Origin of the sequence: Anaeromassilibacillus sp. An250, from assembly GCF_002159845.1 — a bacterium.
GTDB lineage: Bacteria > Bacillota > Clostridia > Oscillospirales > Acutalibacteraceae > Anaeromassilibacillus > Anaeromassilibacillus stercoravium.
Map to the genome: position 1 here is coordinate 21,811 of NZ_NFJK01000002.1, position 25,319 is coordinate 47,129.

At 56.3% G+C, this 25,319-nt stretch carries 26 protein-coding genes; 18 read left to right on the top strand and 8 right to left on the bottom strand.

Annotated elements, in window-relative coordinates; genetic code table 11:
- Nucleotides 1-141: 141 nt before the first annotated feature.
- The 14 genes from B5F54_RS01750 (at nucleotide 142) to B5F54_RS01815 (ending at nucleotide 12,275) form a co-directional block, all read left to right on the top strand.
- Nucleotides 142-519: a GntR family transcriptional regulator gene (locus B5F54_RS01750; RefSeq protein ID WP_087229665.1), complete on the top strand. Its 378-nt coding sequence runs from the start codon at nucleotides 142-144 to the stop codon at nucleotides 517-519.
- A 26-nt stretch (nucleotides 520-545) separates the two neighbouring features.
- Nucleotides 546-998: a hypothetical protein gene (locus B5F54_RS01755; RefSeq protein WP_087229668.1), complete on the top strand. Its 453-nt coding sequence runs from the start codon at nucleotides 546-548 to the stop codon at nucleotides 996-998.
- A gap of 69 nt (nucleotides 999-1,067) precedes the next feature.
- Nucleotides 1,068-1,766 (top strand): ABC transporter ATP-binding protein, encoded by a 699-nt coding sequence (locus B5F54_RS01760; RefSeq protein ID WP_087229671.1) that lies wholly within the window; start codon nucleotides 1,068-1,070, stop codon nucleotides 1,764-1,766.
- Nucleotides 1,760-2,569, top strand: a complete 810-nt coding sequence (locus B5F54_RS01765) for a hypothetical protein (RefSeq protein WP_087229674.1) — start codon at nucleotides 1,760-1,762, stop codon at nucleotides 2,567-2,569. The genes B5F54_RS01760 and B5F54_RS01765 overlap by 7 nt, the downstream gene beginning before the upstream one ends.
- 50 nt (nucleotides 2,570-2,619) lie before the next feature.
- Nucleotides 2,620-3,375, top strand: a complete 756-nt coding sequence (locus B5F54_RS01770; protein WP_087229678.1) for a CPBP family intramembrane glutamic endopeptidase — start codon at nucleotides 2,620-2,622, stop codon at nucleotides 3,373-3,375.
- A gap of 66 nt (nucleotides 3,376-3,441) precedes the next feature.
- Entirely contained in the window at nucleotides 3,442-3,942 is a 501-nt protein-coding gene (locus B5F54_RS17250; protein WP_140400306.1) for a hypothetical protein, read from the top strand.
- A gap of 220 nt (nucleotides 3,943-4,162) precedes the next feature.
- Entirely contained in the window at nucleotides 4,163-4,411 is a 249-nt protein-coding gene (locus B5F54_RS01780) for a (2Fe-2S) ferredoxin domain-containing protein (protein ID WP_085531558.1), read from the top strand.
- 57 nt (nucleotides 4,412-4,468) lie between these two features.
- A complete protein-coding gene (locus B5F54_RS01785; protein ID WP_087229686.1) occupies nucleotides 4,469-6,175 on the top strand; it encodes a [Fe-Fe] hydrogenase large subunit C-terminal domain-containing protein in 1,707 nt (568 codons plus the stop codon).
- 41 nt (nucleotides 6,176-6,216) lie between these two features.
- Entirely contained in the window at nucleotides 6,217-7,395 is a 1,179-nt protein-coding gene (locus B5F54_RS01790) for a SpoIIE family protein phosphatase (protein WP_087229689.1), read from the top strand.
- A 284-nt stretch (nucleotides 7,396-7,679) separates the two neighbouring features.
- A complete protein-coding gene (locus B5F54_RS01795; RefSeq protein ID WP_087229692.1) occupies nucleotides 7,680-9,131 on the top strand; it encodes a 4Fe-4S dicluster domain-containing protein in 1,452 nt (483 codons plus the stop codon).
- Between the two features lie 169 nt (nucleotides 9,132-9,300).
- Nucleotides 9,301-10,260 carry an ABC transporter ATP-binding protein gene (locus tag B5F54_RS01800; protein ID WP_087229695.1) on the top strand — a complete coding sequence of 320 codons (960 nt, stop codon included), beginning with the start codon at nucleotides 9,301-9,303 and terminating at the stop codon, nucleotides 10,258-10,260.
- On the top strand, nucleotides 10,244-11,050 hold the full coding sequence (locus tag B5F54_RS01805; protein ID WP_172749504.1) for an ABC transporter permease: 807 nt from the start codon (nucleotides 10,244-10,246) through the stop codon (nucleotides 11,048-11,050). The genes B5F54_RS01800 and B5F54_RS01805 overlap by 17 nt, the downstream gene beginning before the upstream one ends.
- 110 nt (nucleotides 11,051-11,160) lie before the next feature.
- Nucleotides 11,161-11,991, top strand: coding sequence for a PHP domain-containing protein (locus B5F54_RS01810; RefSeq protein ID WP_087229701.1), 831 nt, complete (start codon nucleotides 11,161-11,163; stop codon nucleotides 11,989-11,991).
- Nucleotides 11,992-12,017: 26 nt separating this feature from the next.
- Nucleotides 12,018-12,275, top strand: a complete 258-nt coding sequence (locus B5F54_RS01815) for a TIGR03905 family TSCPD domain-containing protein (RefSeq protein ID WP_087229703.1) — start codon at nucleotides 12,018-12,020, stop codon at nucleotides 12,273-12,275.
- A 64-nt stretch (nucleotides 12,276-12,339) separates the two neighbouring features.
- On the opposite strand, the gene B5F54_RS17475 is transcribed toward B5F54_RS01815, so the two are convergent.
- Complete coding sequence (locus B5F54_RS17475; RefSeq protein ID WP_172749505.1) at nucleotides 12,340-12,498, bottom strand: hypothetical protein; 159 nt, start codon at nucleotides 12,496-12,498, stop codon at nucleotides 12,340-12,342.
- Between the two features lie 197 nt (nucleotides 12,499-12,695).
- Between B5F54_RS17475 and B5F54_RS01820 the strand changes: the two genes are divergently transcribed.
- The 3 genes from B5F54_RS01820 to B5F54_RS01830 all read left to right on the top strand — a co-directional run bounded on the left by B5F54_RS01820 (nucleotide 12,696) and on the right by B5F54_RS01830 (nucleotide 14,808).
- Entirely contained in the window at nucleotides 12,696-13,064 is a 369-nt protein-coding gene (locus tag B5F54_RS01820) for a UvrB/UvrC motif-containing protein (protein ID WP_087229705.1), read from the top strand.
- Nucleotides 13,057-14,079: a hypothetical protein gene (locus B5F54_RS01825; RefSeq protein WP_087229708.1), complete on the top strand. Its 1,023-nt coding sequence runs from the start codon at nucleotides 13,057-13,059 to the stop codon at nucleotides 14,077-14,079. The genes B5F54_RS01820 and B5F54_RS01825 overlap by 8 nt, the downstream gene beginning before the upstream one ends.
- 81 nt (nucleotides 14,080-14,160) lie before the next feature.
- Nucleotides 14,161-14,808 (top strand): hypothetical protein, encoded by a 648-nt coding sequence (locus B5F54_RS01830; protein ID WP_087229711.1) that lies wholly within the window; start codon nucleotides 14,161-14,163, stop codon nucleotides 14,806-14,808.
- 153 nt (nucleotides 14,809-14,961) lie between these two features.
- Here the strand turns inward: B5F54_RS01830 and trpS are convergent, their stop codons facing one another.
- Together trpS and B5F54_RS01840 are read right to left on the bottom strand one after the other, a co-directional pair.
- Nucleotides 14,962-15,969: a tryptophan--tRNA ligase gene (trpS, locus tag B5F54_RS01835; protein ID WP_087229714.1), complete on the bottom strand. Its 1,008-nt coding sequence runs from the start codon at nucleotides 15,967-15,969 to the stop codon at nucleotides 14,962-14,964.
- 14 nt (nucleotides 15,970-15,983) lie between these two features.
- On the bottom strand, nucleotides 15,984-17,174 hold the full coding sequence (locus B5F54_RS01840) for an aminotransferase-like domain-containing protein (RefSeq protein WP_087229717.1): 1,191 nt from the start codon (nucleotides 17,172-17,174) through the stop codon (nucleotides 15,984-15,986).
- A 349-nt stretch (nucleotides 17,175-17,523) separates the two neighbouring features.
- On the opposite strand from B5F54_RS01840, the gene B5F54_RS01845 reads away from it, so the two are divergent.
- Nucleotides 17,524-19,935, top strand: a complete 2,412-nt coding sequence (locus B5F54_RS01845) for a SpoIIE family protein phosphatase (protein ID WP_242969611.1) — start codon at nucleotides 17,524-17,526, stop codon at nucleotides 19,933-19,935.
- Nucleotides 19,936-20,010: 75 nt separating this feature from the next.
- Here the strand turns inward: B5F54_RS01845 and B5F54_RS01850 are convergent, their stop codons facing one another.
- The 5 genes from B5F54_RS01850 to B5F54_RS01870 all read right to left on the bottom strand — a co-directional run bounded on the left by B5F54_RS01850 (nucleotide 20,011) and on the right by B5F54_RS01870 (nucleotide 25,280).
- Entirely contained in the window at nucleotides 20,011-20,346 is a 336-nt protein-coding gene (locus B5F54_RS01850) for an LPS biosynthesis protein (protein WP_087229720.1), read from the bottom strand.
- Nucleotides 20,347-20,491: 145 nt separating this feature from the next.
- The gene (locus tag B5F54_RS01855) at nucleotides 20,492-21,151 is read right to left on the bottom strand and encodes a TatD family nuclease-associated radical SAM protein (RefSeq protein WP_087229722.1); all 660 of its coding nucleotides are present in this window, start codon (nucleotides 21,149-21,151) and stop codon (nucleotides 20,492-20,494) included.
- Nucleotides 21,148-21,936: a TatD family hydrolase gene (locus B5F54_RS01860; RefSeq protein ID WP_087229725.1), complete on the bottom strand. Its 789-nt coding sequence runs from the start codon at nucleotides 21,934-21,936 to the stop codon at nucleotides 21,148-21,150. The genes B5F54_RS01855 and B5F54_RS01860 overlap by 4 nt, the downstream gene beginning before the upstream one ends.
- 15 nt (nucleotides 21,937-21,951) lie before the next feature.
- Nucleotides 21,952-23,883, bottom strand: coding sequence for a methionine--tRNA ligase (gene metG / locus B5F54_RS01865; protein ID WP_087229728.1), 1,932 nt, complete (start codon nucleotides 23,881-23,883; stop codon nucleotides 21,952-21,954).
- A gap of 260 nt (nucleotides 23,884-24,143) precedes the next feature.
- Nucleotides 24,144-25,280 carry an LCP family protein gene (locus B5F54_RS01870; RefSeq protein WP_087229731.1) on the bottom strand — a complete coding sequence of 379 codons (1,137 nt, stop codon included), beginning with the start codon at nucleotides 25,278-25,280 and terminating at the stop codon, nucleotides 24,144-24,146.
- Between the last annotated feature and the right edge of the window lie 39 nt (nucleotides 25,281-25,319).

The window sequence follows — 25,319 nt, forward strand, 5'->3', positions numbered from 1 at the left end:
AAGATATGCGATCCCCAAGGGGCTGTTGAAAAGCTCTTTGGGGATTTTTTGATTTTTTTGTTGGGAAGCCTTGACAATTCCCAAAAATAGCTGTACTATTGTATTAGATCGTTAGTACAATAGTACAATGGAGGTGAAGATATGGGATGGAACTTAAAATCGGACCGGCCAATCTATGCGCAGTTGATCGAGCAAATTGAGCTGATGATCGTGTCCGGCATGTATCCGCCGGGCGCAAAGCTGCCCTCCGTGCGGGATCTGGCGGCGGACGCCGCCGTGAACCCGAATACGATGCAGCGGGCGCTTTCCCAGCTCGAAACGGACGGACTTTTGTACACCCAACGGACCAGTGGACGATATGTGACGGAGGATGTGGATAAAATTATGCAAACGAAACGGAGCCTCGCCGCGGGGCTGGTAAAAGAATTTTTAGAGAGTATGGGACGCCTTGGCTTCGACCGGCAGCAGGCCATTGAGCTGCTGCAGGCGGGCGAGGACGCAAAGCGCGACAGCGCTTGATGCGGTATGGAAGGGAGGAACGCCGTATGAAAAGGATGGCAATGATGGTCCTGCCAGTCCTGGCCGCCTGCACCCTGTTGGGAGGGTGCTCCTTGGCCGGGGAGGAAAACGCCGGGCAGGGCGGCGATTTAGAGAAAGCGCAGGAGATCCGGGCTGTCCGGGCGGGGGAAGAGGAAACCGCCTACGACACAACCGATCGGGATGCGATCGAAGCGTTTGTGGAAAAACTGCAAATCGGCGAATGGAAGTTGGGAGAACTCCCGGAGGACGCGCAGGAGAGCGTCGTCTATACCTTCCAACAGGAGGCCACCGTCCTGTTTGGCGAAACAAGCACGGACGGTTCGATGGATAAAATGGTGGAGCTGACTACTTATGATGGAAGCCCCTATGTTACGCTGCATGTCCTCGGGCAGTCGCTCGATTTTGAGATCCCGCAGGATGCAGCGGAGTATTTGAACCACCCGGAAGACATCGGCTAGGCCGGTTCCGGCGTGCTGCGATCAAAAGAACCGCCCCGGCATTTGACCGGAGGCAAGGAGGAATGATTCATGGAAAACATTTTGGAGTGCCGCGGCTTAGTCAAATTCTTCCCGAACTGCTTGGCGCTCAACAACGTGGACCTGACCGTGCCAAAGGGCCGGATCGTTGGCCTGTTGGGGCCGAACGGCAGCGGGAAGAGCACCTTGATTAAGCTGGCGAACGGCCTGCTGACCCCCACGCAGGGCACCATTTTGGTGGATGGCAAGGAGCCGGGCATTGAGACGAAGAAGATCGTCTCCTATCTGCCGGAGCGCACCTACCTGACGGAGTGGATGACAGTGCAGGATATGCTGGATCTGTTCAACGATTTTTATGCGGATTTCAATATTGCAAAGGCGCGCGACATGCTGGCGCGGCTGAATATCCAGACCAAGGCGCGGATCAAGACGATGAGCAAGGGCACCAAGGAGAAGGTGCAGCTGATCCTGGTGATGAGCCGGGAGGCCCAGCTGTATTTGCTCGACGAGCCGATCGGCGGCGTGGACCCCGCGGCGCGCGATTACATTTTGAATACGATCATCGCCAATTACAATGAAAATGCCACGGTCCTAATCTCCACCCACCTGATTTCGGATGTGGAGCAGATTTTGGACGACGTGATCTTTATCAACCAAGGGAGCGTCGTTTTGACCTCTTCGGTGGACGATATCCGTGAGAAGCAGGACAAGAGCGTGGACGCACTGTTCCGGGAGGTGTTCAGATGTTAGGCAAATTGATTAAATATGAATTCAAGGGCACGGCGCGCCTGTATCTGCCCTTCTTTGCCCTTCTGGTCCTCTTGACGGTGGTCAACCGGTTTTCTCTGCAGTTCAGTGTGAGCCATTCTGAGATCATGGAGATTCCGTCGGTACTCGCCATGATGCTCTATATCGTGGCTGTGATTGCAATCTTTGTAATTGCAATGGTGGCGACTGTCCAGCGGTTTTATAAGAACTTTATGACGGACGAAGGCTATTTGATGTTCACCCTGCCGGTATCGCAGGACGGACTCATCCTCAGCAAGCTGATTGTCGCAACCATTTGGAACATCTTCAGCGTCCTGATTGCCATGCTGTCCTTGTTTTTCCTGATGGTCGATGAAGATATCTGGAGCGCCCTGGTCACTGGCGTGGGAGAGCTACAGGAGCTTGCCGCGACGTATGGGATCAACCTATTTTCTGTTTGCGCCATAACGCTTCTGACCATGTTGATCGGCCTGGTCGCCGGGATCTTGCAGATTTACGCGGCGGTTGTGATCGGCTGCACCAGTTCCCGCCACAAGCTGATTTTGGGCCTCGGCGTCTATCTGGGCTTTAACGTGGTCATGCAGACGGCGTCCCTGGTGATGCTGCCCCTGATTATGAATTGGCTAACGACAATCAACGAGTTGGGCGACTCATTCACCCCGCAGCAGGCTATGGGCTTCTTCCAGGGGGTCATGCTCTTGGGGTTGGTTTTCTCGCTGGTGTTCGGTGTAATCTACTATATCATTACCCGCCTGATGCTGAAAAAGAAGCTCAATTTGGAGTAACTTCGGGTTGATTGGCAGCAACCTGCCCGCAAAACGATAGGAGGAACGACATGCACGGCCCCATATATGTCCGGCGCTATTTGCTGAACCTGGCGCGGCTGGCGGTCACGACCGGCCTGGCCGTCGGGCTGTTTGGGACGGCAGCCCTCCTCCTGGCGGGCAGGTTTTTTGCTGCCTATGGCGATCTGTTGTTTTTGGCGGCCGTGCTGCTGCCGGTTTTGGTCTGCCTGCTGGGTTTTGAAAAGAAGCCTCTCCGGGCGGTGGGGCTCACTGTCCGGCGATGCGACCCCGGCTATTTCTTTTTCGGGATGCTCTGGGCGGCGATCGGGTTCCTTGGAATTCTGTGGGTTGCATCCCTGCTCACTGGGCAAAATGACGCTTGGATCGCCCTGCTCCAGGGCGCCAGCATCCCCCGCCTGGCCCACTATCTCATCGTTGGCTTTTGTGAGGAGCTGCTCTTCCGCGGATACCTGTTTCAGAACTTGTTCTGCGAGTGGCCCTTTTGGAGGAGGAGCCTGCTCTCCGCGGCGGTCTATCTGTTGCCTCACAGCTTGTGTGCAGGCGGGAACGATTTCCCGGCGCTCCTGTTTGTGTGTTTGTTTGGGCTCCTGGCGAATTATCTGACATATTGCACGGGAAGCATTTGGATGGGTGTCGGGTTTCACGGGATGTGGGACCTGTTGGCTGCAACCTGTTTTTGTGGCCCAGAGACCCTAGAAATTGCCGCGCCGCTGTTCCTCCTGTTGTCCTTTCCGCTGTTCCGCGTCTTGTTTCACCAGCGGGGGCGGCGCGCCCAAGCCAGCTGATCCAGCCCCTTGTATTTTTCCACAGAAAGGGATATACTGGAAGCGGTACATGGGGGACGGCACCCATTGCAAAAAACAGGGCATGTACATTTCCCACACGGAGAGGGGACGATACCCATCGAACGGACCATTGTTGTGGAGGACGGATGGGGGAATCGCTGTGAATCCACCTATCCGCGCCGGGCGAAACAATTGGTAAAAAAGGGTAGGGCACGCTTTGTCGGCCCGGACCGGATCCGCCTTGCGTGTCCGCCAGTCGAAACATTGGAGGATATAGCGATGAGCGATATGCAGATTTCCGCACAGGATATTTTGGCACGGATCGACCGCATCTTAGACGATACGGCGTATTTGAAAGACGCCTTTACCACGATTGAAAAGATCCCGCAGGGGGACAATGCCACGGAGACCGCCCGGCTGAAGGCCGAAGCGGTGGAGCGCATGGTCCAATCCCGGGAGAAGACCCATCGCCAGGCGCTTCGCCTGTTGGAATCCCTCGCCTGGGAGTCCGATGAGGAAGCCGGGGAGGACGAAGAAAGCAGCGGCGAGGACGAGACAGAAGAATAAAATCCCAGAGGGCGCGCCCGCGAAAAGCGGGCGCGCCTTTTCCATGCATTTCCTTTGCAGATTCCAGGGGAAATGATGAAATTTCGCATAAATTCTCTTGTCAGAAAACCACCCAAATGTTATAATATAGACAAAATTACGCGGCGGAACTTTTTCGCCTTTTTGAAAGATTGCCGCGTGAAACAAGCAGCAGGGGAGCACCCCAGGAGGAAATGAGAGTATGGAAATAACAGTTTGTATCGGCAGTTCCTGCCACCTGAAAGGATCCCGCGATGTCATCAGCATCTTTCAACGCCTGGTTTCGATGAACCATCTGGAAGATAAGATCGACCTGAAGGGCTCCTTCTGTATGGGGGAGTGCACCAACAACGGCGTCTGCGTCTGTTTGGACGGGGAACGCTTTAAGGTCACCCCGCTGGAAACAGAGGCCTTTTTTAACCGCGAAGTCATGAAACGGCTGGAGAAGTAACGCTCCAAGGAGTATCAACGGGGAGTCCCCCTAAGTATGTAGGATAGGTGATGACAAATGAGTATTATTGGCTTGCAGAAAGCAAATTGCAAAAACTGCTATAAATGTGTGAAGGTTTGCCCGGTCAAATCCATCAAGGTAGAAAATGAACAGGCGAAAATCATCGACCGCGACTGCATCCTCTGCGGCACCTGCCTGGAGCAGTGCCCGCAGAACGCTAAGACGGTGGCGAGCGATGTCGCCCTGGTCAAGCAGATGATGAAGAGCGGCGAGCGGGTCATCCTTTCGATTGCCCCGTCGTACTATGGATGCTTTGATTTTGAAGATGTCCATCAGTTTGCGGGTGCGATGAAGGCGCTCGGTTTCTATGGCGTTTCGGAGACCGCGGAGGGCGCGGCGTATGTGACGGCGGAGTACCACCGCATCATGCAGGAGAACAGCATGAAGAATATCATTTCGACCTGCTGCCCGTCCGTCAACCGTTTGATTGAATTGTACTATCCGTCCCTGGTGGACCAAATGGCGCCGGTCGTTTCCCCGATGATCGCGCACGGCCGCCTGCTCAAGCAGAGCTACGGCCCCGGGACGCGCGTCGTGTTTGCAGGCCCCTGCATTGCGAAGAAGGACGAGGCCGCCGACATCCGCCACAACAACGAGATCGACGCGGTGCTGACCTTTGAGGAGCTCGGCGCCTGGCTGAAGGAGGAGCACATTTCCTTTGCCAACGCCGAATCTGCGACGTTCCTCAACCCGAGCTCGAAGATCCTGCGCATGTACCCGATCGAGGAGGGTATCCTCGCATCCTTGCGCTCCAGGGGCGACATCGGCGATTGGAAGCTCCTGTCCGTTTCCGGCTCCGGCGCCTGCATCGACCTGTGCCGCGCCATGGAACGCGGCGAGCTCGACCACTGCTTCATTGAAATCAACATGTGCCGCGACGGCTGCGTCAACGGCCCCGGTTCCGGCACGGATACCGTTTCCCGCTTTGCCTCCCGCGTCCGGATCCGCGATTATGCATATGAGGATGCGGAGTCCTATCCGAACCTGCCGGAGACCATCCCGATGCAGATGCAGTTCGTGGACCGCTCCAGCAAAGAGGACATCCCGGACGAGGAGACGATCCGCGCGATCCTGGCAAAGATCGGCAAGAACGGTCCGGAGGACGAACTCAACTGCGGCTCCTGCGGCTACCCGACCTGCCGCGCAAAGGCCATCGCCGTTTACCAGGGCAAGGCCGAGCTACATATGTGCATGCCATACATGAAGGAGCGTGCGGAGTCCCTGAGCAACTGCGTGCTTTCGGAGACGCCGAACGTCACCATCATTGTGGACAGCGATTTGAATATCATCGAATTTAACGCCGCGGCGGAGCGCACGTTCCGCATCAGCCGCCATGAGGCGCTGCAAAAGTGCATCTACGAGCTGATCGACAGCTCGGACTTCCAGTTCGTGTTCGACAGCAAGCAGTCGATCACCGACAAGAAGGTGCACTATAAGGAATACGGTGTTACGATGGAACAGACCATCGTATATATTGCGAAGGAAAACATCGCAATGGGCATCTTTAAGGACATCACAAAAGAAGAAGCCAACATAGAGAACCAGTATAAACTGCGTGCGGAGACAATGGAGATGGCGCAGAAGGTCATCGACAAGCAGATGGTTGCAGCGCAGCAGATCGCAAGCCTGTTGGGTGAAACCACGGCGGAGACCAAGGCCACGCTGACCAAGCTGAAAAATATGATCGTGTTCGACGAGGACTGAGCGCCTCCGATGCGGAATTTATGCTGTAAAGGAATGATTGGATGAAAATGCATGTGGATGCCGCATATCGGAGCCTCAACAAATATGGGGAAGAACTTTGCGGCGATAAAGTGAAAATCATACGCGCCCCCGATTCCACCATCGCGGTGCTGGCGGACGGCCTCGGCAGCGGCGTCAAGGCCAATATTCTTTCCACGCTCACCAGCACCATTGTATCGACGATGCTGAACGAAGGGGCCAGCATTGCCGAGGTGGTGGAGACCATCGCAAAGACGCTGCCGGTGTGCAGCGTCCGGAAGCTGGCGTATTCCACCTTTAGCGTGCTGCAAATTTTTGACGACGGCACGGCCCATCTGGTGGAGTTTGACAACCCGCCCTGCATCTTTGTGCGGAACGGCAAAGTGGTCGATCTGGAGTCGCGCAGCGAACTGAAGGAGTACGGCGGCAAGCAGATCTCCGAGTGTACGTTTTCGGTGCGGCCGGGCGACGTGCTTGCGCTCGTCAGCGACGGCGTCATCTATGCCGGCGTGGGCCAGGCGCTGAACTTCGGCTGGAACTGGGATAACGTATCGTCCTGGCTGGCAAAAACGTCCACCAAGGAAAACTCCGCGCCGCGCCTGGCGGTTTCTCTTTCCGAGGCGGTGCGCGAGCTCTATCTCGACAAGCCCGGCGATGATTCGACGGATCTGGTGATCCGTATCGCCCCGAAGAGCGTGGTCAATATGCTCTCCGGCCCGCCGGTCAACAAAGAGGACGACAACCGCATGGTGCACGATTTTATCACCTCCTACGGGAAAAAGGTGGTCTGCGGCGGCACCAGCGCGAACATTGTGGCGCGCGTCCTCAACCGGAAAATTGAAACCTCAATCAATTATGTCGACCCGACGATCCCGCCCACGGGCAAGATCGAAGGCGTGGACCTGGTGACCGAAGGCGTGCTTACCCTGAGCCGCACGGTCGATATTTTGCGCGACTATCTGAATAAGGAGGCCGATTCCTTCTACTTCCACCGGTTGGATGAAGAGAACGGCGCTGCCATGATTGCGAAGATGCTCCTGGAAGAATGCACGGACCTGCACGTCTTCATCGGAAAGGCGATCAATCCAGCGCACCAGAACCCGGGGCTGCCTTCGGATTTGAGTATTAAAATGAAACTGATCGACGAACTGTGCGAACTCGTCAAGAAATTGGGAAAGAACGTCGAAAAAGTTTATTATTAATCACGAAATTAAGGATACCCCTTGCCAGGACAAGAGAAATGATTTAAGATGATAGAAAAGGATTGTTAAAAAAAAGGCAAAGTACCCGAAAGCATGGGCTTGTAAGCCCTTTTTGGCGCCTTTTGTCACAGCCCTTTTAGACGAAGGAAGAATGGAGCCTCTTGGCCTGCGGAGGGACCAGGACGTAGGATGAATGCCGTCAGCTTGTCCCCTATGTCTGATCTGCGTTTTCCAAAACGCCAATTGAGGGAGCAGGTGTAATTTCGAAAAGCGAGGATAGAAGCATGCAATACGATAATGACGCGAAACAACTAAAATATCAAGTGCTCACCCAGGTAGCGAAGTATACCTTTGAGGGAACATTGGATAAGCATATCCAGGAGATTCCGTATGACATTATCCCTGGCCCCGTGCCTACTTTCCGCTGCTGTATCTACCGCGAGCGGGAGATTATCCGCGAGCGTATCACCTCTGCACAGGGGGTCAGTCTTCCGGGCCAGGATGAACGGGGCATTGTCGGCGTTTTGCCGGCTGCCTGCGAGGGCTGTCCGATCAGCCGCTTTACGGTTACAGATAACTGCCAGAAATGTCTGGCGAAAAAATGCCAGGCGGCCTGTCCGTTTGGCGCGATTTCCATCACCGGCAAGGGCGCATACATCGACCCGGCCAAGTGCAAAGAGTGCGGACGCTGTGCGGCGGCCTGCCCGTACAATGCGATTTCCGATACCATGCGTCCCTGCATCCGCGCGTGCCCGGTCAATGCGATCAGCAAGGACGACTACAACCGCGCTTCTATCGATTACAGCCGCTGCATCAGCTGTGGCGCCTGCGTGGTCGGCTGCCCGTTCGGCGCGATCACGGACCGTTCGAACATTGTCGCGGTGATTGAGGCCCTCAAGAGCGGCGAGCCGGTCGTTGCCACCTTTGCCCCGGCAATCGAGGGCCACTTTGGCGACGCAAATGTCGGCCAGCTCAAGGCGGCCATCCGCAAGCTGGGCTTTACGGATGTCGTCGAGGTTTCCCTCGGCGCAGACGCCACGGCATGGCATGAAGCACAGGAGCTCAAGGAAGCGGTGGAATCCAACCGCAAGATGACCACCTCCTGCTGCCCGGCCTTTGTGGAGATGATTGAAAAGCATTTCCCGAAGCTGATTCCCAATATTTCCACGACCGGTTCCCCGATGACCCTGGTTTCGCGCTATATCAAAGCGAACAATCCGGGCGCCACGGTGGTCTTCATCGGGCCGTGCATTGCAAAGAAGCTGGAAGCCAAAAAGGTGGAGGACACGGCGGATTATGTCATCACCTTTGAGGAGTTGGCAGCGCTCTTTGAGGCCAAGGGGATCGACGTACACGAGGCTGCGGAAAACGAGCAGGACGGCAGCCGTCTGGGCAAGGGCTTTGCACAGAGCGGCGGCGTAGCTGCATCCGTCGCAGCGGTTCTGGACGATGAAAACTTCGAGATGCCGTTCTCCTGCATCAAGTGCAACGGCGCGAAGGAATGCAAGAAGACCTTGATGATTATGAATGCCAACCGCCTCCAGGAGGACATCGTGGAGGGCATGGCGTGCGAAGGCGGCTGCGTAGCGGGTCCCGGCGGCGTGGAATCCATGCAGAAGCTTTTGAAGAATCGCGCCAAGCTGTTGGCAACCGCCGATAAGCGCGGCATCAAGGAGAACATTGAAGAGATTCACGACTTCTCCAAGATCAATATGGTGGTTCCACACAATGTGTGATCCTCTACCAGGGAAAAGATTTTGGAAGGGCAGCGGCGTCTGCATGGGCAGATGCAAATTGGGGTAAATTGAGGATAGGGGCGCTTGCGCCCATCAAGAAGGGGCGTGGTTCACGCCCCTTATCTTTTATACGGATGTTCAAGATGGATTGGAGAAAGGGGGCTGCGGCTTGGAAGCAGTCACAGCAGTACAGCTCACAAAGACATATGGCGAAGTCCAAGCAGTGCGGGATTTGACCCTCCATGTCCCACAGGGGGGCGTGTTTGGGCTTTTGGGGGCGCAGGGAGCAGGGAAGACAACGGTGATCCGCATGCTCTGCGGGCTTACAAAGCCGACCAGCGGCGAATGCAGCGTGCTGGGGTGTTCCCCGGCAAAGGACCCGGCGGCCGTCCATGCCGTGTGCGGTGTGATGCTTGCAAGCGCCCGGCCATACGCCCATATGACGGGCCAGCAGAATTTGCTGTTTTTCGCACAGGCGGCGGGCATGGCGGAAAAAGCCGCCGAGCGCCGGGTATCGGAATTGATGAAGGATCTGGAGCTTTGGGACGAACGGGAGAGGCCCGTATCGGAATACTCCACCGGAATGCTGCAAAAGCTCTCCCTGGCGCGCGCTTTGGTCAACTATCCCAGCGTCCTGCTGCTGGATGAACCCACGAGCGGCCTGGACTACGAATCGGCGCATGCATTGCATGCCCTGGTGAGCCAATTCGCCGCGCGCGAAGACACGACGGTCCTGCTCGGTACCTCCATGATGCACTATGCGCAGAGCATTTGCACCGCGTATGGTATTTTGGAGGGCGGGGAGCTGGTTGCCTCCGGCGATTTCCAGTCCCTTCGGGAAGCGGCCGGATGCCGGGCGCATGCGGAATTCCGGCTGAGCGGAGGGGAAAGCCTGGAAGGGTTCCGGCCGGATGAGACCCTGGCCACCGGTCTGTTGGAACACAACGGCTGGTGGCGCGCGGAATTGCGCGATGAGGAGGAGATGCCCCGCCTGTTGCGGAGCATTGTGGAACACGGCTATGACGTTTTGGAGGCCCGGCTGGTTGAGCCGACCTTGGAGGACGTTTATAAACGGACGTTGGAACAGCACCCGGGAAAGGAGGGAACGGCCGATGCTCACGCTGGCTGAACATGCACTGATCCGCAAGGACTTTCTGGAAATTTGGAGTTCCAAGATGGCGCGCGCCACCTTGATTGCCGTCCCCATTGGGCTGGTGGTTGTGGTGCCAGCGCTTTTCCTCGCGGCGGTCTGCCTGGTGCCGTTGGAACAAGCCGCTGGAATCCAGGAGATGCTTTCGCTCCTGCCTCCCCATTTACAGCATTATAACGCGCAGCAGGGATTGTTCTATCTCCTAACCAATACGCTGTTTCCTTTGTTTTTCCTGATGGTCCCGTTGATGGCGTCCGCGGTCTCTGCATCCTGCATTTTTGCAGGGGAAAAAGAGCGCAGGACCATTGAAACGCTGTTGCTCACGCCGCTGCGGGTGCGCCAGATCTTCCGCGCGAAACTGGCGTGCTGCCTGTCTTTATCGTTCGTAACCACCGCCATCTCCTTTGGCGCGTTTACAATCGTTGCCTCCGTCGGGGATATTATGCTGGGGATGTCCTTCTTTTTGAATTGGTCCTGGCTGGTGATCATTTTGTTGCTTTCTCCGGGCTTGATGGTGTTTGGGGCGGTGTTTATGGTGTTTGCGTTCAACCGGACCAGCAGCCGTATCGAGTCCTTCCAGACCGTCGCCTATGTTGCGCTGCCCTTTCTTCTGTTGTACATCGCCCCGTTTACCGGGTTGTTCCGCGTAAATGCTACGGTCTTATTGCTGGCAGCAGCGGTTGTGTGGCTGTGCGACCTTTTCCTCTGGATCTACGACCGGCGCACCTTCCTGCCCGAAAAATTTTTAAACGCGCCCTTGGAAGATTGAAAAAGTGTGCTGCTTGTTTTATCGGACGGAATCGCTTATAATAAGAATGGAACGATTTACAAAGATTTTATGGGGTTAAGAACCGCTGGCTGAATGGATGGGGTGATTGTGTGCCAGCAGATTTGCATTGTCATACAAAGATGTCCGACGGTTCCGTGGGGATTGACGAGCTGGTGCAGTTGGCAAAGCGATCCGGGCTTTCTGCGATCGCCGTGACGGACCACGATACCTTTTCAGGGGCGCTGCGCGCCAAGAGTTATGGGGACCGGATCGGGATGGAGGTGCTGCCGGGGGCGGAGTTTTCCTGCATGGACCCGGCGACCGGCCGGAAAGCGCATGTGTTATGTTATGGGAATGTCCGCGTGCACCGGTTAGAGGGACTTTGTAAAAAAATTGGGGACAACCGCCGGAGATCCGTGAGCGTGTCCCTGCAAAAGGTGATGCGGCTGTATCCCATTACCATGGATATGGTGGTACAGCGTGCCCATGGGAGCAGCAATATTTTTAAGCAACATATTATGCACGCATTGATTGACGCGGGCTATGCGGATTCCTTTTATGGGGCCGTCTATGAAAAATTATTCCGCCCGCGGACCGGCTTTGCCTATTGTAAGACGGAGTACCCGGATGTACATGACGTCATCGCCCAGATTCACGATGCGGGCGGGATCGCGGTGTTGGCGCACCCGGGGATTTACGACAGCTACGACCTATTGGAGCAGCTGGCGCGCGACCATGAAATCGAGGGCGTGGAGGTCTGGCATACACGCAACCGCGAGGGCGATGCGGAGCGGTTTATGCAGATTGCCACGCAATACCATCTGATTATGACCGGGGGAACGGACTTCCATGGGATGTACAGCAAAGTGACGCATCCCTTGGGAACCTGCACCACACCGGACGATCAGCTTACCCTGCTGAAAAAATTGCGGGTGGAATAGAAGACCCATATAGGAGGAAATACAGGATGGAATATCGTTATAAGACGCGCGGCGTCTGTTCGTCGGAGATTTTGCTCGAGCTGGATGGAGACGTTGTAAAATCGGCCAAATTTACCGGCGGCTGCAATGGGAATTTGAAGGGGATTTGTTCCTTGATCGCAGGAATGAAGGTGGACGATGTCATCGCACGGTGCAAGGGCATCCGGTGCGGCTTTAAGCCGACCTCGTGCCCGGATCAATTGGCTAATGCCCTGATGCAGGCGAAAGAGCAGCAAAAAAAATGAGGGCCTGTCCCATTGGGACAGGGGGAAAAGGGGCTGCAGGTTGCAGCCCCTTTTCGCGCGGAAATTAGCAGCAGCTGTTGCCACAGCCGTTGTCGCAGCCGCAGCCACAACCGTTGTTGTTGGAGTAGCCATAGCCGTTACCGCCGCAGCAGCACAGGAGAATGATGATGAGGATGATGATCCAAGAGCATCCGCAGCCACCTAAGAAGTTGTTGTTACACATAATTGTTTGCCTCCTTTCGAATTACAGTATAGTATATTGCGGGAGGCCAAAAGGTGTTACAACCAAAATCGGCGCGGGAGGATTCTCCGATAAATATTCCTGTGTACAGATGTATATAGATGAAGAACGGGCGTGCGGAACCAGGGGGTACAACTGCACGCAAGGGATATAGACCCTGTTGATTGGAGGAATGTTTTATGACGCCACATCGTCAGGAAGAAGCAAAAAAAAGGGTACCGGCCCATGTGCGGGTTGTGGTAGACGTCCACTGCCCTGTGTGCGGCGCCTCTTTTGACGACATTGTCCGCAGCGGCCGGGCCGGCTGTGCGGAGTGTTACCACACCTTCTCCGACCGGTTAAAGCCGGTGATCGAGCGCATCCACGGGGAAGCAGTGCATCGCGGGAAGGTGCCGGGGGCAAACCTGCCGCAGCCGCGTCAAAGCAGCCAGTTGGTTGTGAAGAGGCGCGCGCTGCGGGAGGCAATCGACACACAGAATTTTGAGTACGCAGCCGCATTGCGCGATCAGATCAAGGCGTTGGAAGAAGGAGGCGGCCGCCATGCATAAGTGGTATCAGGAGGCGGGAGAGCAAAACGACGTTGTCATCAGCACGCGCGTCCGCCTGGCGCGCAGTTTGCCGGGGTATCCGTATCCGAAGCGGATGAATGCCGCCGGACGGCAGCAGGTGGAGCAGATGATCTATGAGGCGGCGACCAACGAAAACGCTGCGGTGGGGCATCAGTTCGCCTATTGGCGCATGGAGGACATCGGCCGGACCGACGGCCTTTCCTTGGCGGAACGACGCCTTGTCCAGCCGGACTTTCCTGCGGATCGCATGGGCGGGCTCCTGGTCACCCAAGACGAGAGCCTTTCCTTGTTGGTTAACGGCGAGGACCATCTGCGCATCCAGGTGTTCCGGGCCGGGATGGAGCTGGAAAGCGCCTATGCAGAGGCAGACCATTTGGACACCATCTTGGATAAAGAGTTGCACTTTGCCTTTGACCCGAAGCTCGGCTATTTGACGCAAGACCCCGCGAACTTAGGCACAGGAATGCGGGCCTCCGTATTGCTGCACCTCCCGGCGCTGCATGAAAGCGGTTCGATCGGTCGGATTGCGGCGGGATTGGCGAAGCTGGGCCTTGTGTTGGAGGAGGAACCCTTCGACCCATCCAACGAAGAGGAACAGACCTCGCGGTACCTGCTCTCCAACCGGTTGACCTTGGGGCTGAACGAGGAAGAGGCCCTGCGCAACCTCAAGAGTATTGCGCAGCAGCTTTTGGTGCAGGAGCGCACAGCGCGCCTTTCCCTGGCGGAAAAGCTGGAGATGCAGGACGCCGTAAGCCGGGCGCTTGGGGTCCTGCAAAGTGCGAAGATGTTGGGGGAACAGGAGCTTCCAGACCTGCTGTACCGTGTACGTTTGGGAATTGCAGCTGGGCTGATTTCCGGCGTTGGTGTGGAAAAGATCGACGCCCTGCTGATGGAATTGCAGCCTGCAACCCTGACGTTGGCCTGCGGCCGGCGGTTGAGCCAATCCCAGCGGGACGGCCTGCGCGCAGAAGTGGTGCAGCGTGTCCTTGGATAAAGAGAGGACGGAATGGTTCTGCGAAGGATACCGCGTAAATGATAGAACTAGGATGTCCAGTTTTGGAAAGAAGGGGACGTTATGACACATCCATCCATTCATCAAACAGAGTTGGCCGCTGCACTGTTCGACCTAGTGGGAGGGCCTGTCCCGCACCCATATGAACAAGAGGAGGAAGCCAGGGCGCTGGCCAAACAGTTGGGAGACCGGTCCAAGGTGCTATTAAAAGTAATCGAGCTTTGCAAAACCCCCACTACACCAGAACAGCTTTATTTGACAGCGCGTGCCTATAGTTTCCTAGGGGGCCCGTATGCAGGAGAGACGGAGCGCTATGCAACTGCCTATCTGTCCACAGACGGTTGGAAGGGGCTACCGCAGCGAACTGTTGAGGAAGAAGGAATTTTGATTAATCAAGCAGCGGCAAACCGGGCCTGCATTGTGTCCGATCTTGCGGCTGCGGAGGAACATCTCGGCAAATTGGAGGCTGCAATTTCGCACTATTTGGAGGCATACCGTTTGGAACCATCTCAGGCTATGTATGCAATCAAGGCGGCAGATGGGATGGCCCAGCGGGGACGGAAAGAGGAGGCGTTGGCGTTCCTGCGGCAACAAAAGAAAAGCCGCTATTATACGCCGGTGGACCGTCCCGGCAGATGGGGCGCGGCGGGCCGCAATGCTACGTTCCAAGAATTGTTAAACGCGCATATTTTGAAATTAGAAGCCAAGTGATCTTGAGCAGTTCAAATGTAAAAAAGCGTTGGTACTACGGAGAAATCCATAGTACCAACGCTTTTTTGTTGAAAGAAACAGAGACCTCTTTTTAGCGGGGACGAGTTCCTTGCCGCCGCCCACAGTGGCTGTGGGCAGGGGGATCCATCCTTCTTAAAGGATATAACCGATCTTTTTCATCACTTTGCGCAGGGTGCGGAGGGAGATGGCCAACGCCTTTTCCGCGCTCGCGCGATAACACTGTTCCAGATAATCCTTGTTTTTGCTGTAGTCGGCATAACGCTCCTGGATGGGGCGCAGATGCTCCACAACGGCTTCTCCGACAGCGGTCTTGAAATCGCCGTAGCCCTTGCCTTCGAATTCGCGTTCGATCTCGTCGAAGGAACGGCCGGTGACTGCGGAATAAATCCCCATCAGGTTGTTTACACCGTCCTTGCCCTCGGCATAGCGCACGCAGGCGTCGCTGTCCGTCACCGCGCGCTTGAATTTGCGCATGATGTCCTCCGGCTTATCCAACAGCGCGATGCAGCCGTTGGCGTTTTCGTCGGACTTGCTCATCTTCTTGGTCGGATCCTGCAGGGACATAATCCGCGCGCCGTTCTTCGGAATGTACGCATCCGGCACCACGAAGGTGGGGCTGTACAGGCCGTTGAAGCGCTCCGCAATGTTGCGGGTCAGCTCCAAATGCTGCTTCTGATCCGCACCGACCGGGACCAGGTCCGCTTGATAAAGGAGGATATCCGCAGCCATCAGCGCCGGATAGGTGAACAGGCCCGCATTGATGTTGTCCGCGTGTTTGGCGGATTTATCCTTAAACTGCGTCATGCGGGAGAGCTCGCCAAACTGGGTGTAACAGTTCAGAATCCACGCCAATTCCGCATGCGTATGGACATGGCTCTGCATGAAGAACAGGCTCTTGTTTACGTCGATCCCGCAGGCCAGTAACAGGGCGTAGGCCTCCAGGATGTTGCGGCGGAATTTTGCCGGCTCCTGCCGCACGGTGATGGTGTGCAGGTCCGCCAGGGCAAAGATACAGTCGAAGTCGTCCTGCAAAGCGACCCAGTTTTTCAGCGCGCCGAGGTAGTTGCCCAGGGTGATGGTGCCGCTGGGCTGGATCGCGCTGAATATGACCTTTTTGCGTTCGGCCGTTTGATTTTCCATGGGAAGCACCCTCCTTACAGGACATCCTTGGCCAGCTGGCCGAGGAGTTCAATGCCTCGGACAAGCTGCTCGTCGGTCGGCGTGGAATAGTTGATGCGGAAGCTCTGGCAGGGTTCGCTCTCGTCGGTCAGGAACGCATTGCCCGGGACGACGCAGACCTTGCGCAAAACCGCTTCCTTGCAGAACGCGGGCATATCGACCCCGTCCGGCAGCGTGCACCACATGAAGAGGCCGCCCTCAAACGGGTTGTAGGTGATTTTATTCGGGACGAGGCACTCGTCCAGCTTGCGCAGCGCCAGTGCAGATTTCACACGGTAAAGCTCGCGCAGGTGGGCAAGGTGCGCCTCATAGTCGTATTTGGTCATGAATTCATGGCAGATGATCTGGCTCCACATATTGGTGTGGACGTCCGCACCCTGCTTGCAGACCACCAGCTTTTGCAGGAGCGGTTTCGGCGCAATGGCGTATCCGACACGCATGCCGGGGGAGATCACCTTGCTGAAGGTACCCACATAGATCACAATGCCGTCCTCGTCCATGGACTTGATGCACGGGATGTACTCGCCCTTGATGCGGATGTCGCCATAGGGGTTGTCCTCCAGGATCATCACGCCGTACTGCTTTGCCAATGCATAGAGCTGTTTGCGCTTCTCCAGGCTCATGGTGATACCCGAGGGGTTCTGGAAGTTCGGGATGGTATAGATGAATTTGGCGCGGGGCTCCTCTTTGAGGGCGCGTTCCAGCTCGTTCATATCCATGCCGTCGCTCTCCATGGGAACGCCGCGCAAACGGGCGTTGTAGGAGCGGAAGGTATTCAGGGAGCCGATGAAGCTCGGGGCCTCGCAGATCACCACATCCCCCTCGTTGCACAGGGATTTTGTGGTGAGGTCCATCACCTGCTGCGCGCCGGAGGTGATGAGGATGTCGTCAAAGTCGCGGCCAACCTGGTGCTTTTCTTTCATATAAGCGGTCAGGTGTTGGCGCAACGGGAGGTATCCCTCGGTCAATCCATACTGCAACACGTCCACCGGGCGCTCCGCCATGATGCGGGCGGAGATTTCAGCAACCTCTTTGACGGGGAACGCTTCCGGGGCGGGGTTGCCGGCAGAGAGGGAAACCACGGTCGGGTCCGCCGCATACTTAAAGATTTCGCGAATCGCAGACGGCTTGAGGGTCTGCACGCGGTCGGAAATTTTGTATTCCATGACGCAAGTTCCTTTCGTTTAATAAATTCATATTCAGTTTACCACATTTTGCGCATAACGTCCAGCGTGGGCGGGGCATAGGCGTTGAAAGATGCTCGAAAGGGGGCCGAAACGTGCGAAAAGAGGGGAAGATTTGGAAATGGTTTTGTTTCTGGAGGATAGCTTGCAGGAGGAAGGCGGCTTGCATCAGGGAAACTGCGACCGGAGCTTCCAAAATATTACACGAAGTTATGACAAAACTTTCCATATACTTATTGTATAATGTTCCCGTAAACCCTTTTCGATGCCTGGATGCATGTTCGCTCTAAAAGGTGGACAAGCACGAAATCATAGAAGGAGAGCGATGGGAATGGCAAAGGAAAAAGTAGCAGCGCAGGTCCCGGAGGGACAGGCCCCGCCAATCTCCAACCGGCGTGTGGACTTGGAAAACTGGCTGGCGGCCCTTTTGCCGGGGATGCGGGCCGTTGTACGGCAGGCGGTGTTCTTTGTTGTAGGGTTGCTGTGCGCGCGCGATGTGGTGTTTGGAAAATATGCCCCCTTTGGCGTGGCAGCGGTGGCCGCCATGCCGTACCATTCCATGTGGAGCACCGTGTTGGGATGCGCGGTTGGGTATCTTTTGCCGTCGCAGGTATCGGTGCCCGTCCATTACATCGCGGCCATTCTCGCCGCCGCCGCGATCCGTTGGACGATGAATGATTTGGTGCGCGTGCGCCAGCATCCTGCCTTTGCCCCCATGACAGCCTTTTTGCCCATGCTCTGCACCGGGATGGCGTTGGCGTTTGTAAATGGATCCACGCCCTCGGGGACGGCGATGTATGTGGCGGAATCGCTTCTGGCGGGCGGCGCAGCCTACTTTTTTGCGCATGCGGGCACAGCGCTTGGTTCCCGCCGGAGTGCCTCGGGGCTGAGTGGGCAGGAGATTGCATGCACGCTCCTATCCCTGGGAATCCTGCTGCTGGCCTTTGCCGATCTGACCATCGGCAGCATCTCACTGGGGCATATTGCGGCCGTATTGGGGATTTTGTTCGCCGCACGCTATGGGGGCGTAGCGGGCGGGGGCATCGCCGGAATCGCAGCGGGGACCCTGTTCAGCCTGGGGACGACGGGGCTGAATTATGTCTCCGGCGCATATGCGCTGGGAGGGCTGATGGCGGGCGTGTTTTCCCCCGTCGGGCGGCTGGCCTCGGCTGCGGCATTTGTTGTGGCGAACGGCGTCGCGTCACTCCAGGTGGGAAACCAGGCTGCCGTGATCAGCGGGCTATATGAAGTCATGGCGGCGTCTGTCCTCTATATCGCGCTCCCCAAGGGAATGGGAAGCAAACTGGTGGGGCTGTTCTCCAGCGGGGACGACCATTCCCGGTCGGACGGCCTGCGCCGTTCCGTCATCATGAAGCTGGACTATGCGGCAAAGGCATTGGGCGGCGTGTCCGAGTCGGTGGAGGAGGTCAGCCGGAAGCTTGGCGCAGCGTGTGCACCGGACATCAACGGCGTGTATAAAAAGGCGATCGACGAAGTGTGCATGGGATGTGGGCTCAAGATTTACTGCTGGGAGCGCAATTATGGCGACAGCATGAACGCCTTTAACGACTTGACGGCCCGCCTGCGCACGCGCGGGCGGATCGACCGCACAGATTTCAGCCCGCATTTTGCAACGCATTGCAGCCGTTTAAACGATATGGTGGAATGCGTGAACCGGAATTACGAGGCGTTTACTGTGCGCCAGGCGGCGGAGGGCCGCATCGCGCAGGTGCGCAATATGGTGGCCAATCAGTTTACAACCACCAGCCGGATGCTGGAGGACATGGCCAGCGAAATGGAGCTCTTTGAACGCTTTGATTTCGCCGCTGCGCAACAGGTTTCAGAGGTCCTGCGGGCCGCCGGTGTGACACCCATCGAGGTGAGCTGCCGGGTGGATCAATTCAACCGCATGTCGATTGAGATTGAGGCCATGCAGGTGGAGCGGATGCGTCTGAACCGCGGCGCGGTGGTGAAGGAGATTTCCCGCGCGTGTGGCCGGCTGTTTGAGACGCCCTGTATCAGCACGGCGCAGGGGAAATGCCGGGTGCAGATGAGCGAGCGTCCGGTGTACCGTGTACAGACCGGATGTTACCAGCATGTGTGCGGGGACGGTCAGCTCTGCGGGGATAGTTACGCATGCTTCAACGACGGCAGCGGCCGTCAAGTGGCGATTATCAGCGATGGGATGGGATCGGGCGGACGGGCTGCGGTGGATGGCGCGATGGCGAGCGGCATCTTCTCGCAGCTCGTAAAGGCCGGCATCGGATTTGATACCGCATTAAAAATCGTCAATTCCGCTTTGGTGGTTAAAAGCGGGGACGAGTCCCTTGCGACGATCGATGTGGCGGTCTTGGATCTGTTCAGCGGATGCGTCGAGCTGCGCAAGGCGGGCGCGCCGGTTACGATCCTGCGGCAGGATGGGCAAGCCAAACGCATCGACGCCCCTTCGCTGCCGGTCGGCATTTTAAACGACGCCCATTTTGCAAAGGCGGACGCGGTGCTCAGGGACGGCGACCTGGTGGTCCTGCTGAGCGACGGCGCGCTCGCCGCCGGGGACGATTGGCTGTGCGAGACGGTGGAACAGTGGCAGGGCCTTTCGCCGCAGGATCTCGCGGAGGAACTGGTGGCGGAAGCGGTGGCAAGGCGTTCGGACGGCCACGACGACGATGTGACAGTCCTGGTGCTGCGCATGACCACACCCCAGCCAATCCCCAAGGACGAGGACGAAGAAAAGGCCGGGTAAAAAAGATTTAAATAGAGAAAAAGAGCTGTAGGGAACCTTTCCTACAGCTCTTTTTAAACCCCATCCGTATGGATTCTATTCTTGAAATTCTTTGCGCAAAACCTCATGGGGCGGCTCGATTTCCTTTGCAATCGTGTGTTCCGTCAATTCGGACAGCAGTTTGATCTTCTGGTTGAGAATCGGCCGCATACAATTGGGGACATGCTCCTGGTGTGCCCGGTGGATGGCCACACATTCTTTGCAATTCCCATGGTAGCGGCAGGCCTTCTGGCAAGGACAATGGTCTTTGTCTTTGTATTCCTCCCGGAATTCCGCCGCAAATTCTTCCTGCAATTTTAAGCCCTCTTGCCGGTTGCCCTTGTGAAATTCAGCCATAGCGTCCAATTCTTTTTGATTTCCCTCGATTTTCATCTTGTCATCCCCTTTTGCAAATATAAATCGGCGCCCTAAGATCAAACTTGTTTCAGAACCGCAGGACGGTTGTCCCTTGAAAAGAGGCGCTCTCTTTTGGAAAGGACACGCGCATCTTGAGGAAAAGGAGTTCCAGAGAAGCATTTTAAGAAATCTGTGGATCGGGCTTCTTTGCTTCCTCCTCATAGGTGGTGATAAAGCGCCGCACACGGAAATGCGCCCCTGTCTGCTTGCAGAGCGCTTCACAGGCGGCAAGTTCCTCCTTGGGGGTTCCATTGTCCACCACCGTCATATCGACCTCCGGCACATATTGTACCACGTCTTTTGTGAAGGTTAAGATGGCGGGCAAGGCGTCCAGACCGTATTTGGGATGGCAAAGCTCTACGTATTTCTCCGGGGTGGAAGCATTCAGGCTGACCGAAACGGCGTCCACCAAGCCTTGGAAGGACTTTGCCGTACTCCGGCCGTTGATGAGGTCGGACAGGCCGTTGGTATTGACCCGGATGGGGATGTCCCGGATGCCGCGGACTTTATTGCAAACCCAAAGAAGGTCGTCGAGGCGGCAGGTCGGTTCGCCGTAGCCGCAAAAGACCAGTTCGCGGTATTGGCTGAGATCGTGCTGGGCAAGAGCGGCCATGATCTCCGTCTGTGTCGGTTCGCGCTCCAGCCATAAGTTGTCCCCGGTTCCGACGCTTTTGCTGTGGGTGCGGATGCAGAAGTCGCAGGCGCACGGGCAGCGGTTTGTGATGTTTAAATATAGGGTGTGCCCCAATACATAGGCGATATTGTCATAGAAATCGCTCATACGGAAGCCTCCTCCAAAGGAATTCCAAACAGGCGTGACGCATTCTGCTGCGTTGCTTTGAGCAGCTCTTCCACGGGCATCTGGCGGATCTCCGCAATGCGTTCCGCAGTTTTGGCGATCATGGAGGAGTCGCAGCGCTTTCCGCGGTAGGGGACGGGCGCCATATAGGGCGCGTCGGTCTCCAGCAGAAGGTGGTCCAGCGGGACCGCCGCGGCGACCTCCACCGGCACGCGCGCGTTTTTGAACGTGACCGCGCCGCCCAGCCCGATGTACATCCCCAGGCGGACCACTTCGCGCATCATCTCCACGCTGCCGGAAAAGCAATGGACAACCCCCTTGGGACGGTATTTGCACAGCAATTCCATCGTGTCCCCGTGTGCGTCGCGGTCGTGGACAATGACGGGAAACCCTCTGCGGTTGGCGAGTGCGAGCTGCTTGGCAAACCATTCCCGCTGGACCTCGCGGGGCGCGTTGTCTTCAAAGTGATAATCCAAGCCGATCTCACCGACTGCGACGACCTTGGGCGCGTCCAAAAGGGTTTCCACCTCGTTCAATGCCTCGTCTGGGGTGTCGTTTACACATTCAGGGTGGATTCCCACCCCTGCATAGATATAGGGATATGCTGCCGCCAACGCCACGGCGTCGCGGCAGCCCTGCAAATCCGCGCCCACGTTGACAATCCGGCATATACCCTGCGCGGGGAGATTCCGAAGAATCTCCCCGCGGTCTTGGTCAAATGCCTCGTCGTCGTAATGTGCGTGTGAATCAAAAATCAGACGTTCCATACATAGAATCCCTCATCAATGGATGCGGGAGCCGGCCGGGACGCCATCCACAAAGATCACCCGGACGCTGTCCTCGCTCTCGTCCGCGGCCAAGATCATGCCCTGGCTTTCCACGCCGCAGAGCGTAGCCGGCTTGAGGTTTGCCACCAAAATCACGCTGCGGCCGATCAGATCCTCCGGCTTGTACCAGGCGGCAATGCCGGAAGCGACCACGCGCTCCCCTTCGCCGTCGTCCAGTGTGAGCTTCAGGAGCTTCTTTGCGCGTTTGATCGGCTCGCAAGCCTTGACCTTTGCCACGCGCAGCTCCACTTTCTCGAATGTGTCGATCCCAATTTGTGCTAAGCCCTCAATGTGCTTTTTCTCGGGCTCTGCGCGATTGGGGAGTAGTTTGTTCAACTCTTCGATTTCCTTCTCCACGTCGATGCGCGGGAACAGGGTCTCCCCTTTGGTGACCACGGCGGTCGGCGGGAGCAAGCCCCACTTGGAGGAGGACTCGTAGGTGAGAACTTCCGGAATAGCGCCGATCTGCTGCTGAATCTTCGGAGCGGTTTCCGGCATGAACGGAGCGATCAAAATCGAAATGATACGCAGCGTTTCACAGAGGTTGTACAAGACGGTCGCCAGGCGCGCGCGCTTCGTAGCGTCCTTGCCCAAAGCCCACGGCATGGTTTCGTCGATGTATTTATTGGCGCGGGCGATCAGCTTCCAGATCTCACCCAGCGCGTTGGAGAATTGATACTTGTCGATCGCGGCGTCGCATTTGCCGCGCAGCATGGAAGCCAGCGTGATCAGCTCGCCGTCCGGCGCCGCAGCGCAGCGCTCGCGGGGAAGCGCGCCGCCGAAGTATTTTTCCACCATCGCCGTGGTGCGGGAGAGCAGGTTGCCCAGGTCGTTCGCCAAGTCGGAATTGATGCGGTTGATGAGCGCCTCATTGGTAAAGACGCCGTCCGCGCCAAAGGGAATTTCACGCAAGAGGAAGTACCGGATGGCGTCAACGCCATAGCGCTCGCAAAGGATGAGCGGGTCCACCACATTGCCCTTGGACTTGCTCATCTTGGTGCCGTCGCCAAACAGCAGCCAGCCGTGGCCGTAAACCTGCTTTGGCAGGGGTAGATCCAAGGCCATCAGCATGGCGGGCCAAATGATGGTGTGGAAACGCACGATTTCCTTGCCGACAAAATGGACGTCGGCCGGCCAGAACTTGCGGTACATCAAGTCATTGCCGGAGCTATAGCCTAATGCCGTGATATAGTTGGTCAGCGCGTCCAACCAGACATAGATCACATGATCCGGGTCAAAGTCCACGGGGATACCCCAGGAAAAGCTGGTGCGCGTGACGCACAGGTCATCCAAGCCTTGTTTGATGAAATTGATCATCTCATTCTTGCGGCTTTCCGGCTGGATGAATTCCGGGCGTTCCTCATAGAGCTTCAGGAGACGGTCGCCGTATTTGGAAAGACGGAAGAAATAGGCCTCTTCCTCCGCCCATTTGACCTCGCGGCCGCAGTCCGGGCACTTGCCATCCTTGAGCTGAGTCTCCGTCCAGAAGGATTCGCAGGGGGTGCAATACCAGCCTTCGTATTTGCCCTTATAAATTTCCCCTTTTTCATAGAGGGCACGGAAAATTTTCTGGACCGCGCGCATATGATATTCATCCGTCGTGCGGATGAAGCGGTCGTTGCTGATGTTGAGAAGTTTCCAGAGGCTCTGGAAGCCTGCGACGATCTTATCCACATATTCTTTTGGGGTAACGCCTGCTTCCGCAGCCTTTAATTCGATCTTCTGGCCATGCTCGTCCGTTCCGGTCAAAAACATCACGTCATATCCCTGAAGACGCTTATAGCGGGCAATGGCGTCGCTCGCCACGGTGCAATAGCTGTGGCCGATATGCGCCTTACCGGATGGATAGTAAATTGGCGTGGTGATATAAAACGTTTTTCTCTCCATGTCATTTCGCTCCTACTGTTCAGTCTACACATTTCCCGCGCGATGACTATATCGGCCGGGAAAATATGCAAAAACATTCTCCATATAGAGGTTGCCTTGCATGATATAACATCCATATTATACTCATTTTAACGAGGGTTTTCAATCGCATAAAGAAATACAGGTCGAATGTGAAAGATTTTAACGGCAATTCACAAAAAAAATACGCTTCGAGGGGACTTGCCTTTCTCGAAGCGTATTTTCGATAAGCGGAGGAAAGATTACAATCCGGCATTATCCGTGCCACTAGTACCATAGAGGAATTCCCGCAGCAGGCGGCAGTTTTCCGGAAGGTCGGGCACAAGCACCATGCCGCTGCCCTGGATTGTCTGATCCTCATAGGCGTTTGGATTGGGGACGGCCATGGTTTCCATCTCATAATTCATAATGGATGGGGCCATCGCAGCCAAGGCGAGCAGATCTCCGTCGCTGAGGTTGGTTTCTACATAGGGCAGGTAGTCATACATCAATTTGCTGAATTCCACAGGGTTGAGTTCCTTCATGCGGGCAATCATCGCTTCAACAACCTGGCGTTGGCGGCCAGTGCGCCCAAAATCGCTGTCGGTTGCACGGATGCGGGCGTAGTACAGGGCGAGGCGGCCATCCAGGTGGTTGACGCCTTCGTGCAAATTGCTGCCCATATTCCGGTTTTCCTCGGCTGCGACTTCGGCCGACATATCGATATCGATGCCGCCCATCTTATCGATAATCGCTTCGAAATTTTCAAAATTTACCGAGACATACTTGTCGATATTCACACGGAAGTTGTTTTCAATGGTCTGCATGGTTAAAGCTGGGCCGCCGTTGGCATAGGCGGCGTTCAGTTTGGTCTTTCCGACGGTTGGGATTTCGAGATAGAGGTCGCGCAGGAAGGAGACCAGACGGAGCTTTTTGGTCCCGTTGTCGATGGAAACCAACATCGTGGTGTCGGAACGGTGGCTGTTCCCATCGTCCCCATTGTCCGCGCCGATCAATAGAATATTGGTGACCCCATCTTTGGAAATCACATCCCATGTGGGGGCGGCTTCGGGCTGTTCCACATATTGGGATGTGTCCACCCCTGGACGGTTGAGACGGCTCACCATCACGCCGGCATACGCGACGACCCCCAGCACAAGCACAAGCGCTACAGAAAAAACTGTGGCAAGGACCCGGTGCCCTCCACGCTTCTTTTTGCGCCGGCGGTCCGCTTTCCGGCTTTTGGCGCTCTTGACAGCGGCCCGCTTATTGCTGCTGGAATAAATATCGCGGTCAACGTAATTGTACCGGTCGATTTCTCCTCGATACTGCCGGGGCCCTTTGCTGCTGGAATAAATATCGCGTGAACCGGATCGCGTATACGTATTTCGTTTGTCCATTTTGTCACTCCTCATCCAATTAACACGGCTTGTCCTTAT